The organism is Variovorax ureilyticus (genome assembly GCF_050632185.1).
Classification (GTDB): domain Bacteria; phylum Pseudomonadota; class Gammaproteobacteria; order Burkholderiales; family Burkholderiaceae_C; genus Variovorax; species Variovorax ureilyticus_A.
In genome coordinates, this window is sequence record NZ_CP192579.1 from 1,175,329 (window position 1) to 1,198,797 (window position 23,469).

The 23,469-nt window shown below is 67.4% G+C and carries 27 protein-coding genes; 11 read left to right on the forward strand and 16 right to left on the reverse strand.

Features of this window, described 5'->3' with window-relative positions:
• Position 1: 1 nt before the first annotated feature.
• Positions 2–922, reverse strand: coding sequence for an AEC family transporter (locus tag ACQ858_RS05785; RefSeq protein ID WP_431276801.1), 921 nt, complete (start codon positions 920–922; stop codon positions 2–4).
• A gap of 96 nt (positions 923–1,018) precedes the next feature.
• Between ACQ858_RS05785 and ACQ858_RS05790 the strand changes: the two genes are divergently transcribed.
• Positions 1,019–1,993: a tripartite tricarboxylate transporter substrate binding protein BugE gene (locus ACQ858_RS05790; RefSeq protein ID WP_431275804.1), complete on the forward strand. Its 975-nt coding sequence runs from the start codon at positions 1,019–1,021 to the stop codon at positions 1,991–1,993.
• Here ACQ858_RS05790 and ACQ858_RS05795 read toward each other — a convergent pair.
• From ACQ858_RS05795 to ACQ858_RS05815, 5 genes are read right to left on the reverse strand one after another with little or no spacing between them, the layout of a single operon-like run.
• A complete protein-coding gene (locus ACQ858_RS05795; RefSeq protein WP_431275805.1) occupies positions 1,932–2,555 on the reverse strand; it encodes a hypothetical protein in 624 nt (207 codons plus the stop codon). The two genes, ACQ858_RS05790 and ACQ858_RS05795, sit on opposite strands and share 62 nt — an antisense overlap.
• Before the next feature lie 31 nt (positions 2,556–2,586).
• The gene (locus ACQ858_RS05800) at positions 2,587–3,372 is read right to left on the reverse strand and encodes a DUF899 domain-containing protein (RefSeq protein WP_431275806.1); all 786 of its coding nucleotides are present in this window, start codon (positions 3,370–3,372) and stop codon (positions 2,587–2,589) included.
• A 28-nt stretch (positions 3,373–3,400) separates the two neighbouring features.
• Positions 3,401–4,075: a hypothetical protein gene (locus ACQ858_RS05805; RefSeq protein ID WP_431275807.1), complete on the reverse strand. Its 675-nt coding sequence runs from the start codon at positions 4,073–4,075 to the stop codon at positions 3,401–3,403.
• Between the two features lie 48 nt (positions 4,076–4,123).
• A complete protein-coding gene (locus ACQ858_RS05810) occupies positions 4,124–5,347 on the reverse strand; it encodes a helix-turn-helix domain-containing protein (protein ID WP_431275808.1) in 1,224 nt (407 codons plus the stop codon).
• Between the two features lie 16 nt (positions 5,348–5,363).
• Positions 5,364–6,674 (reverse strand): chloride channel protein, encoded by a 1,311-nt coding sequence (locus tag ACQ858_RS05815; protein ID WP_431275809.1) that lies wholly within the window; start codon positions 6,672–6,674, stop codon positions 5,364–5,366.
• Positions 6,675–6,768: 94 nt separating this feature from the next.
• On the opposite strand from ACQ858_RS05815, the gene xerD reads away from it, so the two are divergent.
• Positions 6,769–7,671, forward strand: a complete 903-nt coding sequence (gene xerD / locus ACQ858_RS05820) for a site-specific tyrosine recombinase XerD (RefSeq protein ID WP_431275810.1) — start codon at positions 6,769–6,771, stop codon at positions 7,669–7,671.
• Between the two features lie 24 nt (positions 7,672–7,695).
• A complete protein-coding gene (locus tag ACQ858_RS05825; RefSeq protein ID WP_431275811.1) occupies positions 7,696–8,670 on the forward strand; it encodes a Bug family tripartite tricarboxylate transporter substrate binding protein in 975 nt (324 codons plus the stop codon).
• A 48-nt stretch (positions 8,671–8,718) separates the two neighbouring features.
• On the opposite strand, the gene ACQ858_RS05830 is transcribed toward ACQ858_RS05825, so the two are convergent.
• The gene (locus tag ACQ858_RS05830; RefSeq protein WP_431275812.1) at positions 8,719–9,522 is read right to left on the reverse strand and encodes a ferritin-like domain-containing protein; all 804 of its coding nucleotides are present in this window, start codon (positions 9,520–9,522) and stop codon (positions 8,719–8,721) included.
• Between the two features lie 39 nt (positions 9,523–9,561).
• Here ACQ858_RS05830 and ACQ858_RS05835 point away from each other — a divergent pair, with 39 nt between their 5' ends.
• Together ACQ858_RS05835 and ACQ858_RS05840 are read left to right on the forward strand one after the other, a co-directional pair.
• Positions 9,562–10,086: a gamma carbonic anhydrase family protein gene (locus tag ACQ858_RS05835; protein ID WP_431275813.1), complete on the forward strand. Its 525-nt coding sequence runs from the start codon at positions 9,562–9,564 to the stop codon at positions 10,084–10,086.
• Positions 10,087–10,243: 157 nt separating this feature from the next.
• Positions 10,244–11,242: an Hsp33 family molecular chaperone HslO gene (locus tag ACQ858_RS05840; protein WP_431275814.1), complete on the forward strand. Its 999-nt coding sequence runs from the start codon at positions 10,244–10,246 to the stop codon at positions 11,240–11,242.
• An 18-nt stretch (positions 11,243–11,260) separates the two neighbouring features.
• Here ACQ858_RS05840 and ACQ858_RS05845 read toward each other — a convergent pair whose 3' ends face one another.
• The 7 genes from ACQ858_RS05845 to ACQ858_RS05875 form a co-directional block, all read right to left on the reverse strand.
• A complete protein-coding gene (locus ACQ858_RS05845; RefSeq protein WP_431275815.1) occupies positions 11,261–12,244 on the reverse strand; it encodes a hypothetical protein in 984 nt (327 codons plus the stop codon).
• A 26-nt stretch (positions 12,245–12,270) separates the two neighbouring features.
• On the reverse strand, positions 12,271–12,921 hold the full coding sequence (locus ACQ858_RS05850) for an AAA family ATPase (RefSeq protein WP_431275816.1): 651 nt from the start codon (positions 12,919–12,921) through the stop codon (positions 12,271–12,273).
• Between the two features lie 35 nt (positions 12,922–12,956).
• Positions 12,957–13,232 carry a septum formation initiator family protein gene (locus ACQ858_RS05855; protein ID WP_431275817.1) on the reverse strand — a complete coding sequence of 92 codons (276 nt, stop codon included), beginning with the start codon at positions 13,230–13,232 and terminating at the stop codon, positions 12,957–12,959.
• 127 nt (positions 13,233–13,359) lie between these two features.
• Entirely contained in the window at positions 13,360–14,643 is a 1,284-nt protein-coding gene (gene eno / locus ACQ858_RS05860) for a phosphopyruvate hydratase (protein WP_431275818.1), read from the reverse strand.
• Between the two features lie 19 nt (positions 14,644–14,662).
• Positions 14,663–14,950, reverse strand: a complete 288-nt coding sequence (locus ACQ858_RS05865; protein ID WP_431275819.1) for a DUF1330 domain-containing protein — start codon at positions 14,948–14,950, stop codon at positions 14,663–14,665.
• The gene (gene kdsA, locus ACQ858_RS05870; RefSeq protein WP_431275820.1) at positions 14,947–15,804 is read right to left on the reverse strand and encodes a 3-deoxy-8-phosphooctulonate synthase; all 858 of its coding nucleotides are present in this window, start codon (positions 15,802–15,804) and stop codon (positions 14,947–14,949) included. Before kdsA ends, ACQ858_RS05865 begins: the two co-directional genes overlap by 4 nt.
• Before the next feature lie 79 nt (positions 15,805–15,883).
• Complete coding sequence (locus ACQ858_RS05875; RefSeq protein ID WP_431275821.1) at positions 15,884–17,554, reverse strand: CTP synthase; 1,671 nt, start codon at positions 17,552–17,554, stop codon at positions 15,884–15,886.
• 73 nt (positions 17,555–17,627) lie between these two features.
• On the opposite strand from ACQ858_RS05875, the gene coaBC reads away from it, so the two are divergent.
• The 3 genes from coaBC (at position 17,628) to ACQ858_RS05890 (ending at position 20,013) form a co-directional block, all read left to right on the forward strand.
• On the forward strand, positions 17,628–18,869 hold the full coding sequence (coaBC, locus tag ACQ858_RS05880) for a bifunctional phosphopantothenoylcysteine decarboxylase/phosphopantothenate--cysteine ligase CoaBC (protein WP_431275822.1): 1,242 nt from the start codon (positions 17,628–17,630) through the stop codon (positions 18,867–18,869).
• 31 nt (positions 18,870–18,900) lie between these two features.
• Positions 18,901–19,347 carry a dUTP diphosphatase gene (gene dut, locus ACQ858_RS05885; RefSeq protein ID WP_431275823.1) on the forward strand — a complete coding sequence of 149 codons (447 nt, stop codon included), beginning with the start codon at positions 18,901–18,903 and terminating at the stop codon, positions 19,345–19,347.
• Between the two features lie 171 nt (positions 19,348–19,518).
• On the forward strand, positions 19,519–20,013 hold the full coding sequence (locus ACQ858_RS05890; RefSeq protein WP_431275824.1) for a glycine zipper 2TM domain-containing protein: 495 nt from the start codon (positions 19,519–19,521) through the stop codon (positions 20,011–20,013).
• 69 nt (positions 20,014–20,082) lie between these two features.
• On the opposite strand, the gene ACQ858_RS05895 is transcribed toward ACQ858_RS05890, so the two are convergent.
• Positions 20,083–20,607 carry an FKBP-type peptidyl-prolyl cis-trans isomerase gene (locus ACQ858_RS05895; RefSeq protein ID WP_431275825.1) on the reverse strand — a complete coding sequence of 175 codons (525 nt, stop codon included), beginning with the start codon at positions 20,605–20,607 and terminating at the stop codon, positions 20,083–20,085.
• A gap of 14 nt (positions 20,608–20,621) precedes the next feature.
• On the opposite strand from ACQ858_RS05895, the gene ACQ858_RS05900 reads away from it, so the two are divergent.
• The 3 genes from ACQ858_RS05900 (at position 20,622) to ACQ858_RS05910 (ending at position 22,608) form a co-directional block, all read left to right on the forward strand.
• Positions 20,622–21,761, forward strand: a complete 1,140-nt coding sequence (locus ACQ858_RS05900; protein WP_431275826.1) for a JmjC domain-containing protein — start codon at positions 20,622–20,624, stop codon at positions 21,759–21,761.
• Positions 21,751–22,257, forward strand: coding sequence for a hypothetical protein (locus ACQ858_RS05905; RefSeq protein ID WP_431275827.1), 507 nt, complete (start codon positions 21,751–21,753; stop codon positions 22,255–22,257). Before ACQ858_RS05900 ends, ACQ858_RS05905 begins: the two co-directional genes overlap by 11 nt.
• 93 nt (positions 22,258–22,350) lie before the next feature.
• Positions 22,351–22,608 carry a hypothetical protein gene (locus ACQ858_RS05910; protein WP_431275828.1) on the forward strand — a complete coding sequence of 86 codons (258 nt, stop codon included), beginning with the start codon at positions 22,351–22,353 and terminating at the stop codon, positions 22,606–22,608.
• 62 nt (positions 22,609–22,670) lie between these two features.
• Here the strand turns inward: ACQ858_RS05910 and ACQ858_RS05915 are convergent, their stop codons facing one another.
• Positions 22,671–23,456 carry an MBL fold metallo-hydrolase gene (locus tag ACQ858_RS05915; RefSeq protein ID WP_431275829.1) on the reverse strand — a complete coding sequence of 262 codons (786 nt, stop codon included), beginning with the start codon at positions 23,454–23,456 and terminating at the stop codon, positions 22,671–22,673.
• Between the last annotated feature and the right edge of the window lie 13 nt (positions 23,457–23,469).

The following is a 23,469-nucleotide window of genomic DNA, read 5'->3' on the forward strand; positions in this document are numbered from 1 at the left end:
GTCAGCGCGAGATCAGCGACAGCGCGAAGGGCAGGCTCGCTACGCCCAGCAGCGTCGAGAGCGTGACCAGCCCCGCGACGTACGGCCCGTTGTAGCCCATGCGCGCCGCAAGCACGTAGGCGCTCGAAGCGGTCGGCACCGCGGAGAAGGTCATCAGCACCGCCGCCTGCGCCGCGTCGAGCCGCAGGGCGGCCGCGAGGCTCCAGCCGATGAGCGGCAGCGCCAGATGGCGGATCGCAAGCAGCGAGAACGCCAGCAGCTTGCCGCGTGCGAGCGACGCGAACTGCATGCCCGCGCCGGCCGCCATCAGCCCGAGGGCGAGCGATGACGCGCCGATGCGCGAGAGCGTGGGTTCGAGCCATGCCGGCACGCCCAGCCCCAGCAGGTTGGCGATGAGGCCGGTCACGGTCGCGATGATGAGCGGATTGCGCACGAGTTGCCGCGCGAAGCCGCTCTGCGCATGCCGCGCCATCGGCCACACCGCGGCGATGTTGAACATCGGCACGCACACGCCGATCAGCACCGCGATCATCAAGAGCCCTTCGGGGCCCGCCACGCGGCCGGCGAGCGCGAGGCAGATGAACGAGTTGAAGCGGAAGGCGATCTGTGCGCTCGCGGCGTGCTCGCGCCGGTCGATGCGCGCGCCGATCAGCGGCAGAAAGGGCAGGGCGTAAGCGAGCGCGATGCCCGAGAGCCCGACGCCGACGCCCGCGGTCAGCAGGTTCGAGGTCGCGCCGAAGTCGAGCGGGCTGCGCACGATCGAATGGAAGAGCAGCACCGGGAAGAGGAAGTAGTAGACGAGGCTTTCGACCTGGTCCCACACGAGGCGGTTGAGCGCGGTGTAGCGGCACAGGAGCCAGCCGCAGGCGATGAGCGAGAAGTCCGGGAAGAGAAGCTGGGCATAGTTCACCCGGTCGAGGATATACGGCGGCCTTCTTGTGGGTTATCCACGAGGTAGCCGGCCGACCCCAGCCGGTAGCATCCGGATTTTCGTTTCCTGGCTCAAGGAGGCCATTCAATGAATCGTCGTCAATGGAATGCGTTCGCCGGCGCAGCCGCGCTGTTCGCGGCCGCAGGGTCCAGCTGGGCGCAGAGCTATCCCAACAGGCCCATCGAATTGCAGGTGCCGTTCGCACCGGGCGGCACCACCGACATCGTCGCGCGCGTGATCTCCGAGCCGCTCAGCAAGGCGCTGGGGCAGAGCGTGGTGGTGACCAACAAGGCGGGCGGCGGCGGCATCGTCGGCGCGTCCGAGACGGCGCGCGCAACGCCGGACGGCTACAAGCTCGGTATCGCGACGGTGTCGAGCACCGCGGCCAATCCCGCGATCAACCCGAAGACGCCATACGACCCGATCAACGACTTCACGCCGATCATCAACATCGCGGCGACGCCGAACATCATCGCGGTGAATCCGGGCTTTCCGGCGAAGAACTACGCGGAGTTCCTCGCCGCGATCAAGAAGAACCCGGGCAAGTACTCGTACGCCTCGTCGGGCACCGGCGGCATCGGCCACCTGCTGATGGAGCTCTACAAGAGCCTCACCAACACCTACGTGACCCACATTCCCTATCGCGGTGCGGGGCCTGCGCTCAACGACGTGGTGGCCGGCCAGGTGCCCATCATGTTCGACAACATTCCCTCGGCGCTGCCCTTCATCAAGAGCGGCCGGCTGGTGCCGATCGTGGTGGCGGCGCCGCAGCGGCTCAAGGAACTGCCTGACGTGCCGACCTTCAAGGAAGTCGGCCTGGAGCCGGTGAACCGCATGGCCTATTACGGCATCCTCGGCCCGAAGGGGCTGCCCAAGGAAGTGGTCGACAAGATCAACGCCGGCGTGAAGAAGGCGGTCGAGGACCCGGCGGTGCGCAAGCGCATCGAGGACACCGGCTCGCTCATCGTGGCCAACACGCCGGAGCAGTTCGCCGCGCAGATCAAGGCCGAGTACGAGGTCTACAAGCAAGTCGTGGCGAAGCAGAAGCTCCAGCTCGAGTGAGCCTGCGCACGAGGCGTCTGCCGGCGTCGAAGCCGCGGCAGACGCCGGTGGCGACCAGAGCGGTCGCCGCGAGCATTGCCGCCGTGTGAATCCCCACCGCCGCGAGCGCCAGCGCCAGCGCGCCCGATGCGGTGGTTGCCTGCCCCGGCGCGGTCCCCATGCACAGCGGGACCAGCGCGGGCACCAGCATCAATCCCGCGCCGTGCGCGGTGGACATCATGAAAGACCAGAGCGCCAGGCCGGCATGCCCGACCGGGCCTTGGTCGTGCGTGTGCCGCGCCTTGCGGCCCGCGAGGTGAGCGATCGCGACGACGACGAGCAGCCCGGCCGCGATGGCCTGCATCACGGCACGGTCCATCGACACGCCGAGTGCCACCGCCGCGGCCGCCAGCGCGATCGATGCCGCATGCCCGACCGCGATCGGCGTCAGTGCCCAGAGCGCCTGCGAACGATCGCCTGAGCGCAGGCCCCAGACCGCCGCGAACATCCATCCGGTGGCCGGATTGAGCCCATGAAGGGCGCCGCCGCCCGCAACCACCAGCCAAGGCCAAAGGTTTGCCATGGGCTTCGCCTCGACGTCCGCGGGGCCAGGTTCACTCGTGCGATGCGCAGCACGATCCAGCCGATGCCGCAGCCTTTTTCGACGGCGCGAGCTCGTAGCGGTCGTGGTGGCGCACCCATTCCATCGCCGTGTTCCGTTCGTCGCGGCCCTTGGGCGTGAGGTCCACCATGTGGTAGGCGCCCATCATCACTTCCACGCCGCGTCCGTAGGTGGAGTAGGTGTGGAACACCTCGCCCGCCTCGTGCTTGTAGAACACGCTGATGCCGGGCGCCTCCTCGTGCGGGAAGGCCTGCATGTCGTAGTTGTAGTAGACCTCGCCGCGCTCCCTTTCCTCGGGGGTGAAGCTCACGCCGAAGTCGTGGTTGAAGGTGCTGCCGTTGGACGACACCCAGGCGAACTTCCAGCCCATGCGGCGCTGGAAGCGCTCGATCTCCACGAGCGGCGCGCGCGAGATCGCGACCCAGGCGATGTCGCGGTGTTCGAGATGCACCGTCATGCCGTCGGTGTGATCCGCCATGTAGGAGCAGCCCACGCAGCCCTGGTCCCATCCCGGGCCGAGCATGAAGTGCTGCACGATGAGCTGGCTGCGCCCGTCGAACAGGTCGGCCAGCGTGCGCGGCCCGTCGGGCGTGTCGAAGACATAGCGCTTCTCGACGCGCACCCACGGCAGCGCGCGGCGCTCGCGGGCGATCCGGTCGTGCAGGTGCGTGAGTTCCTTCTCGTGGGCGAGCAGCGCCTTGCGCTCGGCGATCCAGCGGTCCCTGGACACGATGGCATGGTTCGCGGTGCCCGATTCAACGACGGTCGATGCGGTCATGGTGTGCTCCTTCGCTTTATGGGTCGCTTCAGGCGGCTGTCTTCGGCCGTCGCACGGCGCGGACCTTTCCGCTCGATCCGCCGCCGCAGTAGAAGAGACCGTTGCCGTCGGACTCGAGGCCGCTCACACCGGTGCCCTTCGGCATCTCCAGACGTTCGAGCACTGCGCCGCTCTCGGGGTCGATGCGGCGGAGTTCGCTTTCCTCGTCTTCCCAGGTGGCGTGCCAGAGCTCGCCGTCGACCCAGGTCACGCCGGTGACGAAGCGGTTGGATTCGATGGTGCGCCTGATCTTCCCGGTCTCGGGGTCGATCTGGTGGATCTTGCGGTCGCGGTACTGCCCGACCCACAGGCTGCCCTCGGCCCAGGTGAGGCCCGAGTCGTGGCCGTTGCCCGGTGCGGGAATCGACGCCAGCGTTTGCCCGGTGACCGGATCGATCTTGTCGATGCGCGATTCGGTGATCTGGTAGAGGTGCTTGCCGTCGAACGCGGTGCCCGCGTCGCATGCATGGTCGAGCGTGCGCGTGGTGTCGCCGCTCTCGGGATCGAAGGCGACCATCCGCGGACCGGTCGCGGCCCATACGCGCGTGCCATCGTGGGTCACCCCGTGGACGTTATCGGCACCCGCAAAAGGGCCGTATTCGCGCACGATCTCTGCCGCACGCGCGATCGGCCCGGTGCCGTCCTTGCTCGTCTTGCTGCTCATCAAGGGCTCTCCTGTTGGGCGCCGCGGAGTGGCGCCGTTGGGAGCACTCTATTCAAACGGCAGCGAAGCGGGGAGTAACAAGATCGTCGTGAATCCCGCCAGCGGGGGCGCTAGCCAGCGCTGCGCCCGCGCGCGGCCGATCGACCGTACGCGCCCGGTGGCCTCCAGCTCCACCAGCGCTCGCTGCACGGTGCGCTGGCTCGCGCCCAGCGCCAGCGCGAGGCCGGAGGTGGACCACGCGGCGCCGTCCGACAGCAGTGCCACGAGCGACGCCTGTTCGCCGTCGATCGGCGGCGCGAGCAAAACGACTTCACGCAGGTCGCGCGGCTTGAGAGCGAAGCCCTGCGCAGTCGCTTCGATATCCGCCATCGGCTTGACGAGTGCGCGAAGCCTGCCGATCTCGACCCGCAGGCGCGCGCGATGCGTCTCGTCGGGCTGGCGCATGCGAAACGCGGTCGCGATCAGGGCATCGCGATCGGCGTCGCCCGGCCATGCCTCGGCGAGGGCCTGGGCCAGCGCGAACAACACGGGCCGCCGTGCGAGCGGCCGCCATGTGTCGCCCATGCGGATGCCATGGCGGCATGCGTCCACCACGAGCGCGCCGGCGCTCACGAGCGCGGCGACTTCGCCCAGGCGAAGAGCCTGTTCGATGATGCCTGCGGACCGCCGCCGCGCCGCGGGGCGGTCGAGCGCGGCGCGTGCCTCCGCCACCTCGGCCATGAGTGCGGGAATGCCGCTTCGGTGCGCGGCCTCCTGCGCTCGGGCGAGCGCCGCATCCGCCGCATCGATGCGCAGCGAGCGAAGCGCGAGCTCTGCCCCCGTCAGCTCGGCGATGGCGGCGGACAACGGCGGCAGGCCGCGCGCATCGAGCTGCGACAGTGCGGCCTCGGCCTCGTCGAGCCGGCCCAGCAGCAGAAGCCGGCGCGCGGCGATCAGGCGTGCCTGCAGCGCGTTCGCGCGATCGGCACGCGCTTCGAGCGTGGACGATGCCGCCATGAGCGCGCGCGGCGAACCGCCGAGGTCGCGCATCGCGAGCGCCACCTCCGCTTCGGCGACGACGCAGCGGGCGCGCGCCAGTTCCTCGTGCGCGCCGAAGCCGCGCGCCGCGCGCCGCAGCAACTCGCGGGCGCGTGGATGCTCGCCGAGCTGGGCCATCGCGATGCCGCGCAGCGCCAGCGCGGGCGGATCGTCGCGCAGCGCGACCCGCTTGAGCGCGCCGAGCGCATCGCCGGCGGCGAGCGCGCGTGCGGAAGCGGCGATCAGGGAGTCCATGGTGCAAGTACCAGGACTAGGCACGCGCGCGCCCGACCATGTATTCGGCGAGCGTGTCGTAGAGAGGACGGCTGATCATGCGCGAAACCAGGCTGGCCAGCATCGCGGCGGCCATGAGGCTCAGCACCATCGAGTGGCCGTCGACCATCTCCATCACGATGATGAAGGCGGTGAGCGGTGCCTGCGTCACCGCCGCGAGGAAGCCCGCCATGCCCATTGCGATGAGCGCGGGCGCGAGGTCGGCGTTGCCGATCACCGAGAGCGCATCGCCGATGCCCGCGCCGATCGACAGCGACGGCGCGAAGATGCCGCCCGGCACGCCGCTCCAGGCGGTGAGCCAGGTGGCGACGAACTTGAGGAGGGTGTAGAGCGGCGTCAGCTCGTCATGGCCCCGGAGCATCTGCTTGACGGCTTCCGAGCCCGCGCCGAAGGTGATGCCGCCCGTGGCGAGCCCGATGATGGCGACGCACAGCCCGAGGCCGGCCGCGAAGCGCACCGGATAGCGCGCCCGCCATGTGTTGAAGTGTCCGGGTGCGCCGGTCAGCGAGGCGCTCATGAGCCGCGCGAACAACCCGCCCGCCGCGCCGCTCGCCAGCGCCACGAGCAATCCGGGCCCGAGCAGATCCCAGCCCAGCCGCGGCACGTGGATCACGCCGAAGTAGCTCACATTGCCGAACACCGACACCGCCACCAGACCGGCCAGGACGATCGCGGTGATGATCAGGCCGCTGGAGCGTGTCTCGAGCCGGCCCGTCAGTTCCTCGATCGCGAACACCACGCCGGCGAGCGGCGCATTGAACGCCGCCGCGATGCCGGCCGCCCCGCCGGCCACCAGCAGCGCACGCCCGTCGATCGTGCTGCCCGGCGAGAGCCAGCGCCGCGCATGCTGCATCACACCTGCGGCGACCTGCACCGAAGGGCCTTCGCGCCCGATCGACAACCCGGCGGCGAAGCCCGCCGCGCCGAGCCCGATCTTCGCGAGCGTGAGCCGCAGCGAGGCGAAGGAGAAGCGCTTGTCGTGCGGCAGGTCGGGATGCAGCGCCGCCTTGACCTGCGGAATGCCCGAGCCGCCCGCGCCGGGGAAGTAACGCCGGGTCATCCACACGATGCCCCCGGTGATGAGCGGCGTGGTCAGCAGCACCACCCAGGGCCAGCGGCCGTAGACGCGCTGGAAGTGCGCGAACATCCAGTCGCTGATCAGGGTGAAGCCCACCACGAACAATCCGGCGGCGGTGGCATAGCAAAGCACGATGGCCCGGTCGATCCACACGCGGCCGCCCGACAATTCGGCGCGCAGATGTTCAAGAAAGTCGGGCTCTCGATTCATGAAGCGGCCAGTTTAAGCACCACGCGCGCGGGACCGGAACGGGGAGGACGCCCCGCTCCCGCCGGCCCTCTGGTTTTTTGCTATCTTGCCGCGCATGACAGCGGTCACCCAATCCACTGAAATCGACGAATTCATCGACGCCCTCTGGCTGGAGGACGGACTCTCCAAGAACACGCTGGCCGCGTACCGTCGCGACCTGGAACTGTTCTCGAAATGGCTCGCGACCGAGCGCGCCAAGGCGCTCGATGGCGCGCAGGAGACCGATCTGCAGGCCTACATGGGTGTTCGCCTGTCCGACAAGGGCAAGGCCACCTCGGCCAACCGGCGGCTGACCGTGTTCAAGCGCTACTACCGCTGGGCGATGCGCGAGCACCGCGTTGCGGCCGATCCCAGCCTGCGGCTGATGCCTGCGCGGCAGATGCCGCGCGCGATCAAGACGCTGTCCGAAAAGCAGGTGGACGACCTGCTCGCGGCACCGGACGTGGAGACGCCGCTTGGCCTGCGCGACCGCGCGATGCTCGAGCTCATGTACGCGAGCGGCCTGCGCGTGAGCGAGCTGGTCGCGCTCAAGGCGTTCGAGATGAGCCTGAACGACGGCGTGCTGCGCGTGCTGGGCAAGGGCAGCAAGGAGCGGCTCGTGCCCTTCGGCGGCGAGGCGCGGCGGTGGATCGAACGCTACCTGCACGAGTCGCGATCCGCGATCCTCGACGGCCAGCAGACGCAGGACCTGTTCGTGACGAACCGCGGCGCGGGCATGACGCGCGCGATGTTCTGGGTCATCGTCAAGAAGCATGCGCATGCGGCGGGCATCCACGTCCCGTTGTCGCCGCACACGCTGCGGCATGCGTTCGCGACGCACCTGCTCAACCACGGCGCGGACCTTCGAGCGGTGCAACTGCTGCTGGGCCACGCGGACATCTCGACCACCACCATCTACACGCACGTTGCGCGCGAGCGGCTCAAGCAGTTGCATGCACATCACCATCCGCGCGGCTGACCTCATCTTTCAGGAGTTGTATTCATGTCATTGAACAAATGCCGGCGCGCACTCGTGGCCGCGCTCGGTCTTTCATGCGTTGCCGCACTCGCGCACGCGCAGGCGGTGCCAAAGACCATCCGGCTCATCGTGGCCTATCCCTCCGGCGGCGTGAGCGACGTGGTCGCACGCGCGCTGGCCGACAAGCTCTCGGCGCAGCTCGGCGTCACCTTCATCGTCGAGAACAGGGCCGGCGCGAGCGGAACCATCGGCATGGATGCGGTCGCAAAGGCCGCGCCCAACGGGGCGACGCTGGGCTTCTCGTCGGTCAGCCCGCTGGTGCTCAACCCGCACCTCACCAAGTCGCCTTTCGATCCCTTGAAAGACATCGCGCCGGTGGCAAGCGTGATGTATTCGCCGGTGCTGCTGCTCGCGACGCCGGCCACCGGCACGCGCGATTTCAAGACCCTGCTCGACGATGCGCGCGCGCGTCCCGGTGCGGTGCGCTGGGCCACGTCGGGGCAGGCCTCGCTCGGCCACATCGTGCTCGAGCAGGTGCGCGCCGCGGCGAAGGTCGACATCACGCACATCCCTTACAAGGGGGGCGGTCAGCAACTGAACGATGCGGTCGGCGGACAGTTCGAGATCCTCTCGACCAATGCCGGCCCGTCGGTCGCGGCGCAGATCCAGGCCGGCAAGCTGCGGCCGCTGGCGGTGGCTGCGCCGAAGCGGCTCGACAGCCTGCCCAAGGTGCCGACGCTGGCCGAACTGGGCTATGCGGACGCCAACCAGTCGTCGCTCTTCGGCGTGTTCGCTCCGGCGGGTACATCGCCGATCTTGATCGAGAAATACAACGTCGAGATCAACAAGGCGCTTGCGAGTCCCGACCTGCGGGCGCGGCTGGAGTCGACCGACAACGTGCCGACGGGCGGGCGTGCCGAGGAGTTCGCGACCGAGATCGCGAGCGAGTTCGAGAGCAACGGGCGGATCGTGCGGGCTGCGGCGATCAAGCCCGAGTGAGGGCGCCTGAAGCGTTTCCGACGGAGCCCGGCAGCGGCCATCGCGCCTTCAGAGCTCTGAGAGGGCGCGCAGCTCCTCGTCAGTGAAGCCCGCCCGCGCGCGAGCGTCCAGATTGAACGGCGCCTTCAGGCGGGGCGCCTCGTGCCGGCGGTACAGCTCCCGGTAGTGCGAGACCGGATCGAGTCCGTCACGCTCGCAGAGCCAGCGATACCAGCGGTTGCCGATCGCGACATGGCCGACCTCGTCGCGCAGGATGAGGTCGAGGATCGCACAAGCCTCGATCGCATCGGGCGTGTTGACGCGGCGCAGCTTGGCCTGGATCAGCGGCGTGGCATCGAGCCCGCGCGCCTCCAGCGTGCGCGGCACCAGCGCCATGCGGGCGACGACGTCGTCCCTGGTCTTCTCGCACATGGACCACAGGCCGTCATGGCCCGTGAAGTCTCCGTAGCGGTGGCCCATGCCCTGCAGGTGCGTGTGCAGCAGCGTGAAGTGCTGCGCCTCTTCGTCGGCGATTCGCAGCCAGTCGCGGTAGAAATCTTCGGGCATGCCATCGAAGCGCCATGCCGCATCGAGCGCGAGATTGATCGCGTTGAACTCGATGTGGCAGATCGAATGGATCAGCGCCGCACGGCCTTCGGGCGTGAAGGGCGAGCGTTTCTCGACTGCGGTGGCCGAAACGCGCAGCGGGCGCTCCGGCCGACCGGGCACGCCCGCGTCGTCACCGGACGTGCGCACCGGCTGCAGGGAGAGGGGCTGGTCGCCGAGTTGTGCGAACAGCGCGCGGGCGGCGGCGACCTTCTGTTCGGGGTCCGTGAGGCGCAGCGCGGCGAGGGCGCTAAGGCGGGGGTGCATCCCTACAATTCTAGTTTTTCGACCTCTGGAGACACCGCGATGGCCTTGTATGAACTCGATGGCGTGGCGCCGCAACTGGGAGAGGGCGCCTGGGTCGCCGACAGTGCACAGGTGATCGGCGATGTGGAACTGGCCGAGAACGCCAGCATCTGGTTCGGCGCGGTGCTGCGCGGCGATACGGAAACGCTTCGGATCGGTCGCAACAGCAATATCCAGGATCTGTCGGTGCTTCATGCCGATCATGGCTGCCCGCTGAACATCGGCGAGAACGTCACCGTCGGGCACCAGGTGATGCTCCACGGCTGCACGATCGGCGACAACTCGCTGATCGGCATCCAGGCGGTGGTCTTGAATAACGCGAAGATCGGCCGCAATTGCATCGTCGGTGCCGGCAGCGTCGTGACCGAGGGCAAGGAGTTTCCGGACAACTCGCTCATCATCGGATCGCCGGCCAAGGTGGTCCGCACGCTGGACGAGGCGGCCGCCGCCAAGCTGCGGCAGAGCGCCGAACACTATGTCGAAAACGCCCGTCGCTTCGCGAAGGGCCTCAAGAAGATTGCTTGAACTGACGCTCACCCCCAGCCTCGCCACACTTCGTGTGGCTCAGGCACCCCTTGCAGGGGGCAACCCCGGCAGCCCGGCAAAGCCGGTTCCGCGGGGTTCCTGGTCTTCGAAGCGTGATGATCGTCTGAGTCAGCAAAGAGAGAAAGAGAGAGTTTCAGTGAGCGAGTTGCACAAATTTCTGTTTGACGGTCTGCCGGTCCGCGGGATGATCGTTCGGCTGACCGAGTCGTGGCAGGAAGTGCTTGCGCGCCGCGCGTCCAATACCGAGACCGGCGCCTATCCGAAGCCGATGGCCGAGCTGCTCGGCGAAATGACCGCCGCAGCCACGCTGATGCAGGCCAACATCAAGTTCAATGGGGCGCTGATCCTGCAGATCTTCGGCGACGGGCCAGTCAAGGTCGCAGTCGCTGAAATCAAACCCGATCTGAGTCTGCGCTCCACCGCCAAGGCGATGGGCGAGGTCGCGGCTGATGCCAAGCTGTCGGACATGGTCAACGCCCACGGCAAGGGCCGCTGCGCGATCACGCTCGACCCCAAGGACAAGCTGCCGGGCCAGCAGCCCTATCAGGGCGTGGTGCCGCTCGTCGACGAGAACGGCAGGAAGCTCGAGCGCATGAGCGACATCCTCCAGCACTACATGCTGCAAAGCGAGCAGCTCGACACGACGCTGGTGCTGGCCGCCGACGACAAGATCGCGGCCGGGCTGCTGATCCAGCGCCTGCCGGTGAAGGGCGAGGCCAATCTGGAAGGCACCGCCGAGGGCGGCCGCGAGCAGGTGCAGCAGGACCAGATCGGGCACAACGAGGACTACAACCGTATCTCGATCCTCGCGTCGAGCCTCACGCGCGACGAGTTGCTGACGCTGGACGTCGACACGATCCTCCGCCGCCTGTTCTGGGAAGAGAAGCTGCTGCGCTTCGAGCCGCAGACGGGCATGCTGGGGCCGCACTTCGCCTGCACCTGCGGCCGCGCGCGCGTGGAGAACATGATCCGCGGCCTCGGCCGCGAAGAAGCCGAGAGCATCCTCGCGGAGCGCGACAACATCGAGGTCGGCTGCGATTTCTGCGGCAAGCAGTACCACTTCGATGCGGTCGATGCGGCGCAGATCTTCACCGCGCCCGGCGACCAGATGCCGGGCAGCACGGTCGTCCAGTAGTTGCGCAGCGCGCGGCGATCAGTTGCGCCGCGCGGTTTCGAAGTCGCCGAAGCGGATATCCGGCGCGCTGGTGTTGTGCCGCGATGGTGTGGTCCGTGCAAAGCGGACCTGCGCGGCCTCGATCGAGGAGATCTCGGGCAGCGGCCTTGTCTGCGGCTCGGCCGTGCGGGTGGATCGCCAATCGAGTTCGCTCACGTCCGCGTTGTCAGCCGACACATACATCGAACGAAGCACCGCGAAAGGCTGCGACTTCTGCGTCGGCGGGTGAAGCGCCACATCGAGCGCGGTGCGCGCCTCGCTGATCTCGGCGACCTTGACCGAGGCGCTGCCGCCGTCGGCGAAGCGCAGGCGGAACGAGAGCGGCCGCGTCTGGATCGAGATCGACGAGATGTTCACCACCGGCCGGCCGGCATCCTGCACCGGGCCCATGAGGAACGACGAGCCGTAGACGCCATCGCCGAAGCGCGCCAGGGGCAGTGGCTTGAGGCGCCAGTAGCCGTCGGCGGGGTAGAGCACCAGTGCTTCCATCGGCTTCCTGTCCTTCTCCCTGGACTTCGCGAAGACCTGGACCAGATGGAAGTCGTTGCCCGAACGCGCACCCACACGCACCGGCACGCGGTTCGGCCGCCAGAAAGACGGCAGGGTCATGCCGACGATCATCCATTGCGGGCCGTCGTGCAGCACCACGCGGCGCGGCTTGAACTTGTAGCTCGGGTCCGTGGGGTGCGTGCCGCCGTCGAAGTTGCAGCCCGAGAAGTCGGGCGCGGTGACGTCTTTCTCGATCTTGTCGATGTAGGCCGGCTGGAGCGCCTCGACGCGGAAGCGGGTGATGCCCTGGCCGCGAAGCACCATCGAGACGTTGTCTTCCTCCGCGCAAGCGGTCGGACGCGTCTTGTTCTCGACGATCACCGTCGCCGGTGCCGCCGACGCCCCCGTGAACCAGAAAGCGAGGGCGGCCGTGCCGGACGCTGCGAGAACCCTGAGCTGCAGTGAACTTGCCATGGGGATCGTTCGGTGAATCGCCGGCGCTAGGTGCGCCGCGCGATGAGATCGCGAAAGAGTCTGTGTTCGCACGCCGGATCGGAGCATTTGTCGCAGGGCCAGAACCACGCGCGCTCGCCCGAGGCGGTCCGGCCCGAACTCGAACTGACGCCAGCATCTTCCGCCCGCGCGTTGATCGCGTTCCATGCACTGGCGAGTCGATCCGGGCCGCGGCCGTGGATGACGGCGTAGGGCGAACCCGCGCGGGCGAGGGCAGCGCGCAGGAGGGCGTCGGTTCTTTCTGCCTCCGCCAGAGCGTCGGGTGCGGTGCCGTCAGCGTGCGGCAGATCGAGCGCCATCAGCAGTGTGATCGCATGGCTGCGGTGCGCGGCCAGCGCGTGATCGTAGAGGGAGGTGTCGCCGAACCGCATCTCGGCATCGACTGCGGTCGCCAGCGCGGTCGAGTCCGCGATCACGACGCTGCGCCGGGCGGCTTCGGCGATGCGATTCGTCTGCGCGAACGCCGCTTCGGCCTGTTCCTGACAGGCGGGCGATCTCGGCGCAGGATCGGTCACCAGCTGAGCGGAGATGCCACGCTGCAAGAGCCGAGCGGCGAGCGCATTCGCGAGTTCGGTCTTGCCGGTGCCTCGCGCACCCAGCACTGCAATCACGCAACCGACGGGAAGAGCGGGCGTCATGTCATCCCCGCAAGGCTCAGATCATCGGCTGCGGGTCATTTCGTGATCTGCACGAAGACCTCGTTGGGTTTCACCATCCCGAGTTCCTGCCGGGCCCGTTCCTCGACCATCTCGAGCCCTTCCTTCAGATCGTTGACCTCGGACTCCAGGCGCTCGTTCGCCAACGCCGCGCGCGCGTTGGCCTCTTTCTGCTCGGCGAGCTTTTCCTGCAGTTGCGCCACGTCGGGCACGCTGCCGCGCCTGGTCCAGAGCTGCCACTGAACGAGCAGCAGCAGCAGGACCAGGATGATCGGAACGATGCGGGAGCGCATGATGCTCGATTAAACCCTGCCAGCCTCATGCCAGGAACCCCGCGGAACCGGCTTTGCCGGGCCGCCGGGGTTGCCCCCGGCGAGGGGTGCCCGAGCCACACGAAGTGGGCGAGGCTGGGGGTGAGCGTCATTTCAAGTTATAGAAGGCGGAGCGGCCCGGGTAGACGGCCACGTCGCCGAGGTCTTCCTCGATGCGCAGGAGCTGGTTGTACTTGGCCATGCGGTCCGAACGCGAGAGAGAACCGGTCTTGATCTGGCCGGCGTTGGTGCCCACCGCGATGTCGGCGATGGTGCTGTCCTCGGTCTCGCCCGAACGGTGGCTGATCACGGCGGTGTAGCCCGCGCGCTTGGCCATCTCGATCGCGGCGAAGGTCTCGGTCAGCGTGCCGATCTGGTTGATCTTGATCAGGATCGAGTTCGCGATGCCCTTCTCGATGCCTTCCTGCAGGATCTTGGTGTTGGTGACGAACAGGTCGTCGCCCACCAGCTGCACGCGCTTGCCGAGGCGTTCGGTGAGCAGCTTCCAGCCGTCCCAGTCGCCTTCGTGCATGCCGTCCTCGATGCTGATGATCGGGTACTTGTCGACCCAGCTCGCGAGCATGTCGGTCCAGCTTTCGGCGGAAAGGCTCAGGTTCTCGCCGGAGAGGACGTACTTGCCGTCCTTGTAGAACTCGCTCGCGGCGCAGTCGAGCCCCAGGGCGATCTGCTCGCCGGCGGTGTAGCCGGCCTTGTCGATCGCTTCGAGGATGAGCTGGATCGCGGCTTCGTGGCTTTCGACGCTCGGCGCGAAACCGCCTTCGTCGCCCACCGCGGTGCTGATGCCGCGGTCGCCGAGGATCTTCTTGAGTGCGTGGAACACCTCGGCGCCATAGCGCAGCGACTCGCGGAAGCTCTTCGCGCCCACCGGAATGATCATGAATTCCTGCAGGTCGAGGCTGTTGTTGGCGTGTGCGCCGCCGTTGATGACGTTCATCATCGGCACCGGCAGCTGCATGCCGCCCATGCCGCCGAAATAGCGGTAGAGCGGAAGGCCGGATTCTTCAGCGGCCGCGCGGGCGACGGCCATCGACACGGCGAGCGTCGCGTTCGCGCCGAGGCGGCCTTTGTTCTCGGTGCCGTCGAGGTCGAGCAGAGTGCGATCCAGGAAGGCCTGTTCGCTGGCATCGAGGCCCAGCACGGCTTCCGAGATCTCGGTGTTGATGTTCTCGACGGCCTTGAGCACGCCCTTGCCGAGGTAACGGCTCTTGTCGCCGTCGCGCAGTTCGATGGCTTCGCGCGAGCCGGTCGATGCGCCCGAAGGCACGGCCGCGCGGCCCATGGTGCCCGATTCGAGCAGCACGTCGCACTCGACGGTGGGGTTGCCGCGGCTGTCGAGGATCTCGCGCCCGACGATGTCTACGATTGCACTCATCTCTTTACTTTCTCCTGGGTCAAATACCTTCGACGACGATCATGCGCATGATCGCGGCGCCCTGGCGCGACGCGCGCGCCTTACTGTATTCGGGTGATGAATTGAATTTCCTGGCGGCCTCGACGTCCGGAAACTTGAGGATCACGATGCGCTCGGGATGCCAGTCACCCTCAAGCACTTCGACCTTGCCGCCGCGCACGCACACCTCGGCGCCATGCGCCTTCATGGCCTCGGAGGACCACTTCTTGTATTCCTCGTACTGCGTCGGGTTCGTAACCTGGACGTTGGCGATGATGTAGGCGCTCATGCTTGAAAGACGTCCTCTAGAAAAGCATTCTTCTTGGTGACGGTGTCGAGCGCGAGCAGCGTCTCGAGCAGCGCCTTCATGTGCTTGAGCGGCACGGCGTTCGGACCGTCGCTCAACGCCTTGGCGGGATTCGGATGCGTTTCCATGAACAGGCCCGCCACGCCCACCGCGACCGCGGCGCGCGACAGCACCGGCACCATTTCGCGCTGGCCGCCGGAGCTCGTGCCCTGGCCGCCCGGCAGCTGCACCGAATGTGTGGCGTCGAAGACGACCGGCGCACCGGTCTCGCGCATGATCGCCAGCGACCGCATGTCCGAGACGAGGTTGTTGTAGCCGAAGCTCGCACCGCGCTCGCAGGCCATGAAGTTGTCTTCGGGCAGGCCCTTTTCTCTCGCGGCCGCGCGCGCCTTGTCGATCACGTTCTTCATGTCGTGCGGCGCGAGGAACTGGCCCTTCTTGATGTTGACCGGCTTGCCCGACTGCGCCACGGCGCGGATGAAGTCGGTCTGGCGGCACAGGAAGGCGGGCGTCTGCAGCACGTCGACCACCTTGGCCGCGGCTGCGATGTCGTCCTCGGTATGCACGTCGGTCAGCACCGGCAAGCCGAGTTCACGCTTGACCTTGGCCAGGATCTCGAGGCCCTTGTCGCGGCCCGGGCCGCGAAAGCTGGTGCCCGACGAGCGGTTGGCCTTGTCGAAGCTGCTCTTGAAGATGAACGGAATGCCGAGCGAGGCGGTGATCTCCTTCAGCGTGCCGGCGGTGTCCATCTGCAGCTGCTCGGACTCGACGACGCAGGGGCCCGCGATCAGGAAGAAGGGCTTGTCCAACCCGATGTCGAATCCGCAGAGTTTCATGGTGCCCCCTCGCTTGCCACTTCGTGTGCTGCGCTGCCCCCCGAGGGGGTCTTCGCGTCTTGGAGCGGTCCTGCGACGCTCATGCCACCACCTTCAAGGCCTTCTTGTCCGCGCCTTGATGCTCGAGCGCCGCGGCGATGAACGCATTGAACAACGGATGACCGCCCCAAGGCGTCGACTTGAACTCGGGGTGGAACTGCACGCCCATGAACCAGGGATGCACGTCCTGCGGCAGCTCGACGATTTCCGTGAGGTGCTCGCGCTGGGTCAGCGCCGAGATCACCAGGCCGGCGCGGCGCAGGTCGTCCAGGTAGTTGACGTTGGCTTCGTAGCGATGGCGATGGCGCTCGGTGACCACGTCGCCGTAGATGCTGTGCGCCAGCGTGCCCGGCGCCACGTCGGAGCTCTGCGCGCCCAGGCGCATCGTGCCGCCGAGGTCGGACTTCTCGTCGCGCACCTTGACCGTGCCGTCGGCGTCTTTCCACTCGGTGATCAGCGCGATCACCGGGGTGGTCGTCTGGGGGTCGAACTCGGTGCTGTTCGCGTTCTTGAGACCGGCCACGTTGCGCGCGTACTCGATCGTCGCGACCTGCATTCCCAGGCAGATGCCCAGGTACGGCACCTTGGTTTCGCGGGCGAAGCGCGCCGCGGCGATCTTGCCCTCGACACCGCGCTGGCCGAAGCCGCCGGGCACCAGGATCGCGTCGTACTTGCCGAGCCGGGCCACGTCCTGCGGCGTGATGGTTTCGGAGTCGACATAGTCGATCTTCACGCGCGCGTGGTTCTTCATGCCGGCATGGCGAAGCGCCTCGTTCAGCGACTTGTAGCTGTCGGAGAGGTCGACGTACTTGCCGACCATGGCGATCGAGACTTCCTTCTGCGGATGCTCGACTTCGTAGACGAGGTCGTCCCAGCGCTGGAGCTTGGCCGGCGGCGTGTTGATGCGCAGCTTGTCGCAGATGAGGCCGTCCAGGCCCTGCTCGTGCAGCATGCGCGGCACCTTGTAGATGGTGTCGACGTCCCACATCGAGATCACGCCCCATTCGGGCACGTTCGAGAAGAGGGAGATCTTGGCGCGTTCGTCGTCGGGGATCGGACGGTCGGCGCGGCACAGCAGCGCATCGGCCTGGATGCCGATCTCGCGCAGCTTCTGCGCGGTGTGCTGGGTCGGCTTGGTCTTGAGCTCGCCGGCCGCGGCGATCCACGGCACATAGCTCAGGTGCACGAAGGCCGAGTTGTTCGGGCCCGCGCGCAGGCTCATCTGGCGAACGGCCTCGAGGAAAGGCAGGGACTCGATGTCGCCCACGGTGCCGCCGATCTCGACGATCGCCACGTCGACCTCGTGCGCGGTGCCGATGCCGGCGCCGCGCTTGATGTATTCCTGGATCTCGTTGGTGATGTGCGGGATCACCTGCACCGTCTTGCCGAGGTAGTCGCCGCGGCGTTCCTTCTCGAGCACGGACTTGTAGATCTGGCCCGTGGTGAAGTTGTTGGCACGCCGCATGCGTGTCGTGATGAAGCGCTCGTAGTGGCCCAGGTCGAGGTCGGTTTCGGCCCCGTCGTCGGTGACGAACACTTCGCCGTGCTGGAACGGCGACATGGTGCCCGGATCGACGTTGATGTACGGGTCGAGCTTGATGAGGGTGACTTGGAGGCCGCGCGATTCGAGGAGCGCGGCGAGAGAGGCGGAGGCGATTCCCTTGCCGAGGGAAGACACCACACCGCCGGTGACGAAGACGAATTTGGTCATGCCAGTTCCGGACGCAGTTCCGGGAAGTGGGAAATGGGGATTGTAGAGGACGGCCACCCATTAAACTGCCCCGATGCAACAAGACCTCGTGGGCAAACACATCGTTCTGGGCCTCTCGGGCGGCATCGCCTGCTACAAGTCGGCCGAGTTATGCCGGCTGCTGGTGAAGGCCGGGGCGACGGTGCAGGTCGTGATGACGGAGGCCGCGGCGCAGTTCATCACGCCGGTCACGATGCAGGCGCTGTCGGGGCGGCCTGTCCATACCTCCCAGTGGGATGCGCGCGAGGCCAACAACATGCCTCACATCAACCTGAGCCGCGAAGCCGATGCGATCGTGCTGGCGCCGGCCAGCGCCGATTTCATCGCGCGGCTGGTACAGGGTCGTGCCGATGAGCTGTTGAGCCTCATGTGCCTGGCGCGGCCCATGGACCGGGTGCCGCTCCTGATTGCGCCCGCAATGAACCGCGAGATGTGGAGCCACCCCGCCACGCAGCGCAATCTGCGCCAGGTCGACGCCGACGGCGCCCGCGTGCTGGGTGTCGGCAATGGCTGGCAGGCCTGCGGCGAAACCGGCGACGGCCGCATGCTCGAGCCCGAGCAGCTCTTCGATGAGATCGTGGCCCAGTTCCAGCCCAAGGTGCTTGCGGGCCAGCATGTGGTGGTGACGGCCGGGCCGACCTTCGAGGCGCTCGATCCGATTCGCGGAATCACCAATCATTCGTCCGGCAAGATGGGCTTTTCGATCGCGCGCGCGGCGCAAGACGCGGGCGCGGAAGTCACGCTGATCGCCGGGCCCGTGCATCTGCCGACGCCGCGCGGCGTGCGCCGGGTCGACGTCGAGTCGGCGCAGGATATGCTCGCCGCGACCCTCCAGGCCGTGCAGGCCGCGTCGATCTTCGTCGCGACCGCCGCGGTCGCCGACTGGCGGCCGGCGACCCACAGCGCGCAGAAGATCAAGAAGGACGGCAGCGGCAAGCCGCCCGTGCTGCATTTCGTCGAGAACGAGGACATCCTGCTCACCGTCGCGCAGGGGGCGCGCGCCAAGGGCGGCGAGCTTTTCTGCGTGGGCTTTGCCGCGGAAAGCGAAAACCTCGTGGAACACGCCAAGGCCAAGCGCGAGCGCAAGGGCATTCCGCTCCTCGTCGGCAACATCGGCCCGCTGACCTTCGGGCAGGACCACAACAGCCTGCTCCTGGTCGATGCCAAGGGCGTGCGCGAACTGCCGCATGCCACCAAGCTCACGCTGGCGCGCGAGCTCGTGGCCGAGATCGCGGCCCGGGTGCCGGACTATGTGCGTTCGGCCGCGAAGCAATGAATTCAGCAACACGCATCCAAGGACCCATTCAGTGAAAGTCGACGTTCGAATCCTCGATCCCCGCATGCAGGACCAACTGCCTGCCTACGCCACGCCCGGCAGCGCCGGGCTGGACCTGAGGGCCTGTCTCGACGCGCCGATCACGCTCCTGCCGAACGCCCGGCAACTGGTGGGCACCGGCATCGCGATCCACCTCGCGGACCCGGGCTACGCGGCGCTGATCCTTCCGCGGTCGGGGCTGGGGCACAAGCACGGCATCGTGCTCGGGAACCTGGTCGGCCTGATCGACAGCGACTACCAGGGCGAACTCAAGGTGAGCGCCTGGAACCGCAGCAACACCCCGTTCGTGCTGCAGCCGATGGAGCGGCTGGCCCAGCTGGTGATCGTGCCGGTGGTGCAGGCGCAGTTCCGCGTGGTGGCGGAGTTCCCGCCGAGCGAACGCGGCGAGGGCGGCTACGGTTCGACCGGCAAGCACTGAGCGGCACACGCCGGCGCCAAACGTTTCGCGTGCGTAAAGACGGGAACCGGCCCCCTTTGTGGGGCCTCGAACGTGTCAACTTGTGACCGCCGTCATCGCATGCGGCCTCCGTGCGTTGTCAGGTCCGTGAGAGCGCGTTGTCGACGCGCCATTTTCAGAAAGCCATCCAACATGAAGATCTCGATCCGCCCCCTGGCCGTTGTCGCCTCGGCCTTGGCCCTGTCCGCGCTGACGGCCTGTGTTGCCCCGCAGCCGGTCTACCAGACCGCACGCTATCCTTACCAGCCGCCGGTCCAGCAGATGGCGCCCGGCGCCTACGTCGAATACGGCCGTGTCGCCAACATCGAGGTGATCCAGAGCCAGTCCTCGGGTGCCTCGACCACGGGCGGCGGTGCAATCGCCGGCGGCGTGGTCGGCGGGGTGCTCGGCAACCAGATCGGCCACGGCAACGGCCGTGCGGCGGCGACGGCGCTGGGCCTCGTTGGCGGCGCGCTGCTGGGCAACAGCATCGAGGCCAACGCCAATGCCCCGCGGACCTACCAGACCTACCGCGTCTCGATCCAGACCGACAACGGCGGCTATCGCGCGTTCGACGTGCCCTCGCCGGGCGATCTGCGCATCGGCGATCGCGTGGTCATCAACAACGGCCAGATTTCACGCTATTAGGAAGCGGTTGGCGCCATCGAAAAAGCCGGGCGTGGCCCGGCTTTTGTGCGCGCCCGGCGCAGGAGCGGCTCAGTGCAACAGATCGTTACCCGGCGCGGTCGGCGGAATCTTGAAGAAGCCGGTGCCGGCGGTCCCGCGCCCGACTTCCTCCTCCGTCGCTTCGCGCACCGAGCTCACCGTGATGTCGAGCCGGATCGCGATGCCCGCGAGCGGATGGTTGCCGTCCAGCACGAGGTGCTCCGGGTAGATCTCGCTCACGGTATATAGAACTTCCTTGGGCATGTCCGGATTCACGCCCGAAGGCAGTGCGGTGCCGTCGAAAGTCATGCCTTCCTCGACGCCTTCCGGGAAGAGCGAGCGCGGCTCGAGAAAGAGCAACTGGTCGTTGAAGTCGCCGAACGCCTGCTCGGGTTCCAACTGAAGCTGTACCTTGGCACCGGGTCCATGGCCGAGCAGGGCGGCTTCGATGGCGTCGAAGAGGTCGTCGCCGCCGATGAGGAATTCAACCGGCTCATCCAGCACGTCGAGCACTTCGCCGAGCGTGTCCTTGAGGGTCCAGGTGAGCCCGACCACGCATTGTTCAGAGATTTCCATACGAGAATTCTCCCATGGAGATTGATCAACCTTTGCCTCTGCTCGGCGGTCTGAGCGCCCAGCAATTCATGCGACGCCATTGGCAGAAAAAGCCGCTGCTGATCCGGCAGGCGGTACCCGGGATGGTGCCACCAATTGCGCGCGGCGAGTTGTTCGACCTGGCTGCGCGTGAGGATGTCGAGTCGCGCCTGATTCGGCATGGAAACAAGGGGTGGACCCTGCGGCACGGCCCGTTCTCGCGCCGTGCCTTGCCGTCGCTGCGCCAGGCCCAATGGACGCTGCTGGTCCAGGGCGTCGACCTGCATCACCAGGGCGTGCACGAGCTGCTTTCGCGTTTCCGGTTCGTGCCCGATGCCGGGCTCGACGATCTCATGATCAGTTACGCCAGTGACGGCGGCGGCGTGGGGCCGCACTTCGACAGTTACGATGTGTTCCTGCTGCAGACGCATGGGAGACGCCGGTGGTCCATCGGGCGACAGCGCGATCTGCGTCTGCAGCCGAACATGCCGCTCAAGATCCTCGCGCAGTTCGAGCCCGAGGAGACCTTCGTCCTCGAGCCGGGGGACATGCTGTATCTGCCGCCTCGCTACGCGCACGACGGCGTGGCGGTCGGCGGCGACTGCATGACCTATTCGATCGGCCTGCGATCGCCGGCGGCCGGTCCGCTCGGCGCGGATCTGCTGGCGCGCATCGCCGAGGCGCGCGCCGACGAACTGCAGGACGAGGTGGGGCAGGTGGCGGTCCACTACCGCGATCCTTCACAGCCTGCCTTGCAGAATCCCGCGGAGATGCCGCCCGCGTTGCAGGCCTTCGCGCGCGAAGCCGTGCTCGCCGTCATGCGGAACGGCGACGTGATCGACCGCGCGCTCGGCGAATCCATGACCGAGCCGAAGCCCACGGTGTGGTTCGACCCGGGCGAGCCGCTTTCGGCGTCGAAGGGCGTGGCGCTCGACCGCCGGACACGCATGCTGTATGACGCGCGCCATCTCTACATCAACGGAGAGAGCTTTCGCGCCTCGGGCCGCGATGCCAAGCTGATGCGCCGGCTGGCGGATCAGCGCATGCTTGGTCCGCGCGATCTGGCAGGCGCAAGTGACGATGCGCTGGCGCTCCTCGGCGACTGGTGCGAAGCGGGGTGGCTGCATGCAGAGTGAAGACGACTCACATCTCGAATTGCCCGAAGGCGCGTTCGACGGACGCCAGGCCTTCGACGCGCTCCTGCGCAGCGCGTTCGCCGCGGCCGCCCAGCAGAACTGGCGCGAGTTCGTCTGGAGCGATCCCGATTTCACCGACTGGCCGCTGGGTGAACGCAGCGTCATCGATGCGCTGCAGGCGTGGGCCTGCGCCGGTCGGCAACTGGTCATGGTCGCGCAGCGCTTCGACGTGTTCGAGCGCGAGCATGCGCGCTTCGTCCATTGGCGCAGGATGTGGGGACACATCATCGATTGCCGTGTCTGTCACGGACCGGGCATGCCGCAAGTGCCGAGTGCCATCTGGACGCCGTCATGGTTTCTTCACCGTATCGACGTCGAGCACGTGCGGGGCGTCTGCGGCCGCAGTCCCGACAGCCGGCGCGCGGTGCGCGAGCGCATCGATGAGTGCCTTCGCCATGCGAAACCCGGCTTTCCGACTTCGACATTGGGCTTGTAAGCCAATGTCCCGAATCGCGCCTTGAAACAGCTGCGCGCGAGGATGCGGGCCTAGAATTTTTCGACCGAGACCCTCACCCCAAGGAGCCGTCAAATGAACAAGCACGTACTGCTGGTGTCGCTGGTCGCCGTTGCCGCGCTGACCGCATGCGGAAAGAAGGAGGAGCCTGCGCCTGCCGCCGTGGCACCGGCTGCCGCACCTGCACCTGCACCCGCGCCGGCACCGGCATCGCCTTCGTCGGATGCGACCACCACGACACCGTCGCCCAACGCCCAGTCCGCGCCTGATGCTGCGAATGCGGCGACCGACGCCGAGAAGAAGCAGGCGGAGACGCCCCCGGCCAAGCCTTGAGCGCGTCGACCGGACGAACGAAGGCCGCCCATGGGCGGCCTTCGTTCATCTGCTTTGCTTGTCTACAGGTCGAGCCAGGGTGAGCCCTCTGCCGCGTTGGCGGTGAGCATCTCCTCTTCGCGTGCGCCGAGCGCCTCGGCCATCACCTGGCGAACGATCTCCGGTCTGTTGTTCTGCTCGCTCAGATGCGCCGCGAGCACATGACGAAGTCCGGAGTGCATCACGGTACTTGCGATCGCTGCGGCAGCCGTGTTCGACAGATGGCCATAGTTGCCGCCGACCCGCTGCTTGAGAAAGGGCGGATACCGCGAACCCGCGAGCATGTCGCTGTCGTGATTGAACTCGAGCAGCAGCGCATCGAGCTGCATGAGCCGGCCCAGCACGTGCGGCGTCGCGTGTCCCAGATCGGTCAGGACGCCGAGGCTGCGGGCCCCATCGGTGCAGCGCAGCTGAAGCGGCTCGCGCGCGTCGTGCGGCACCGTGAACGGCTGGACGAGCATGTCGCCGACCACGATGTCGGCGCTGTCGTGCGCGAGCTGAAGTCGCCCCTCGAAATCGCGGCCGCCGGCGGCGAGCCAGGTGCCCTCGCTCATCCACACGGGAATGCGTTCGCGGCGCGACAGCGTGTGCGCGCAGCCGATGTGATCGGCGTGCTCGTGTGTGATGAAGATCGCGTCGATGTCGGCGGGGAAAGCCCGGCCCGTGCGAGCCGGGCTTCGAGATGACGCAGCGTGAAGCCGCAGTCGATCAGGAGCCGCGAGGTCCGCCCGCCGCTGGTCGCCTCGACCAGCGTGGCATTGCCCGTGCTGCCGCTGCCAAGGCTCCGGAAGCGCAGCATCGCGCGGCAAGCCGGGGCGTGGG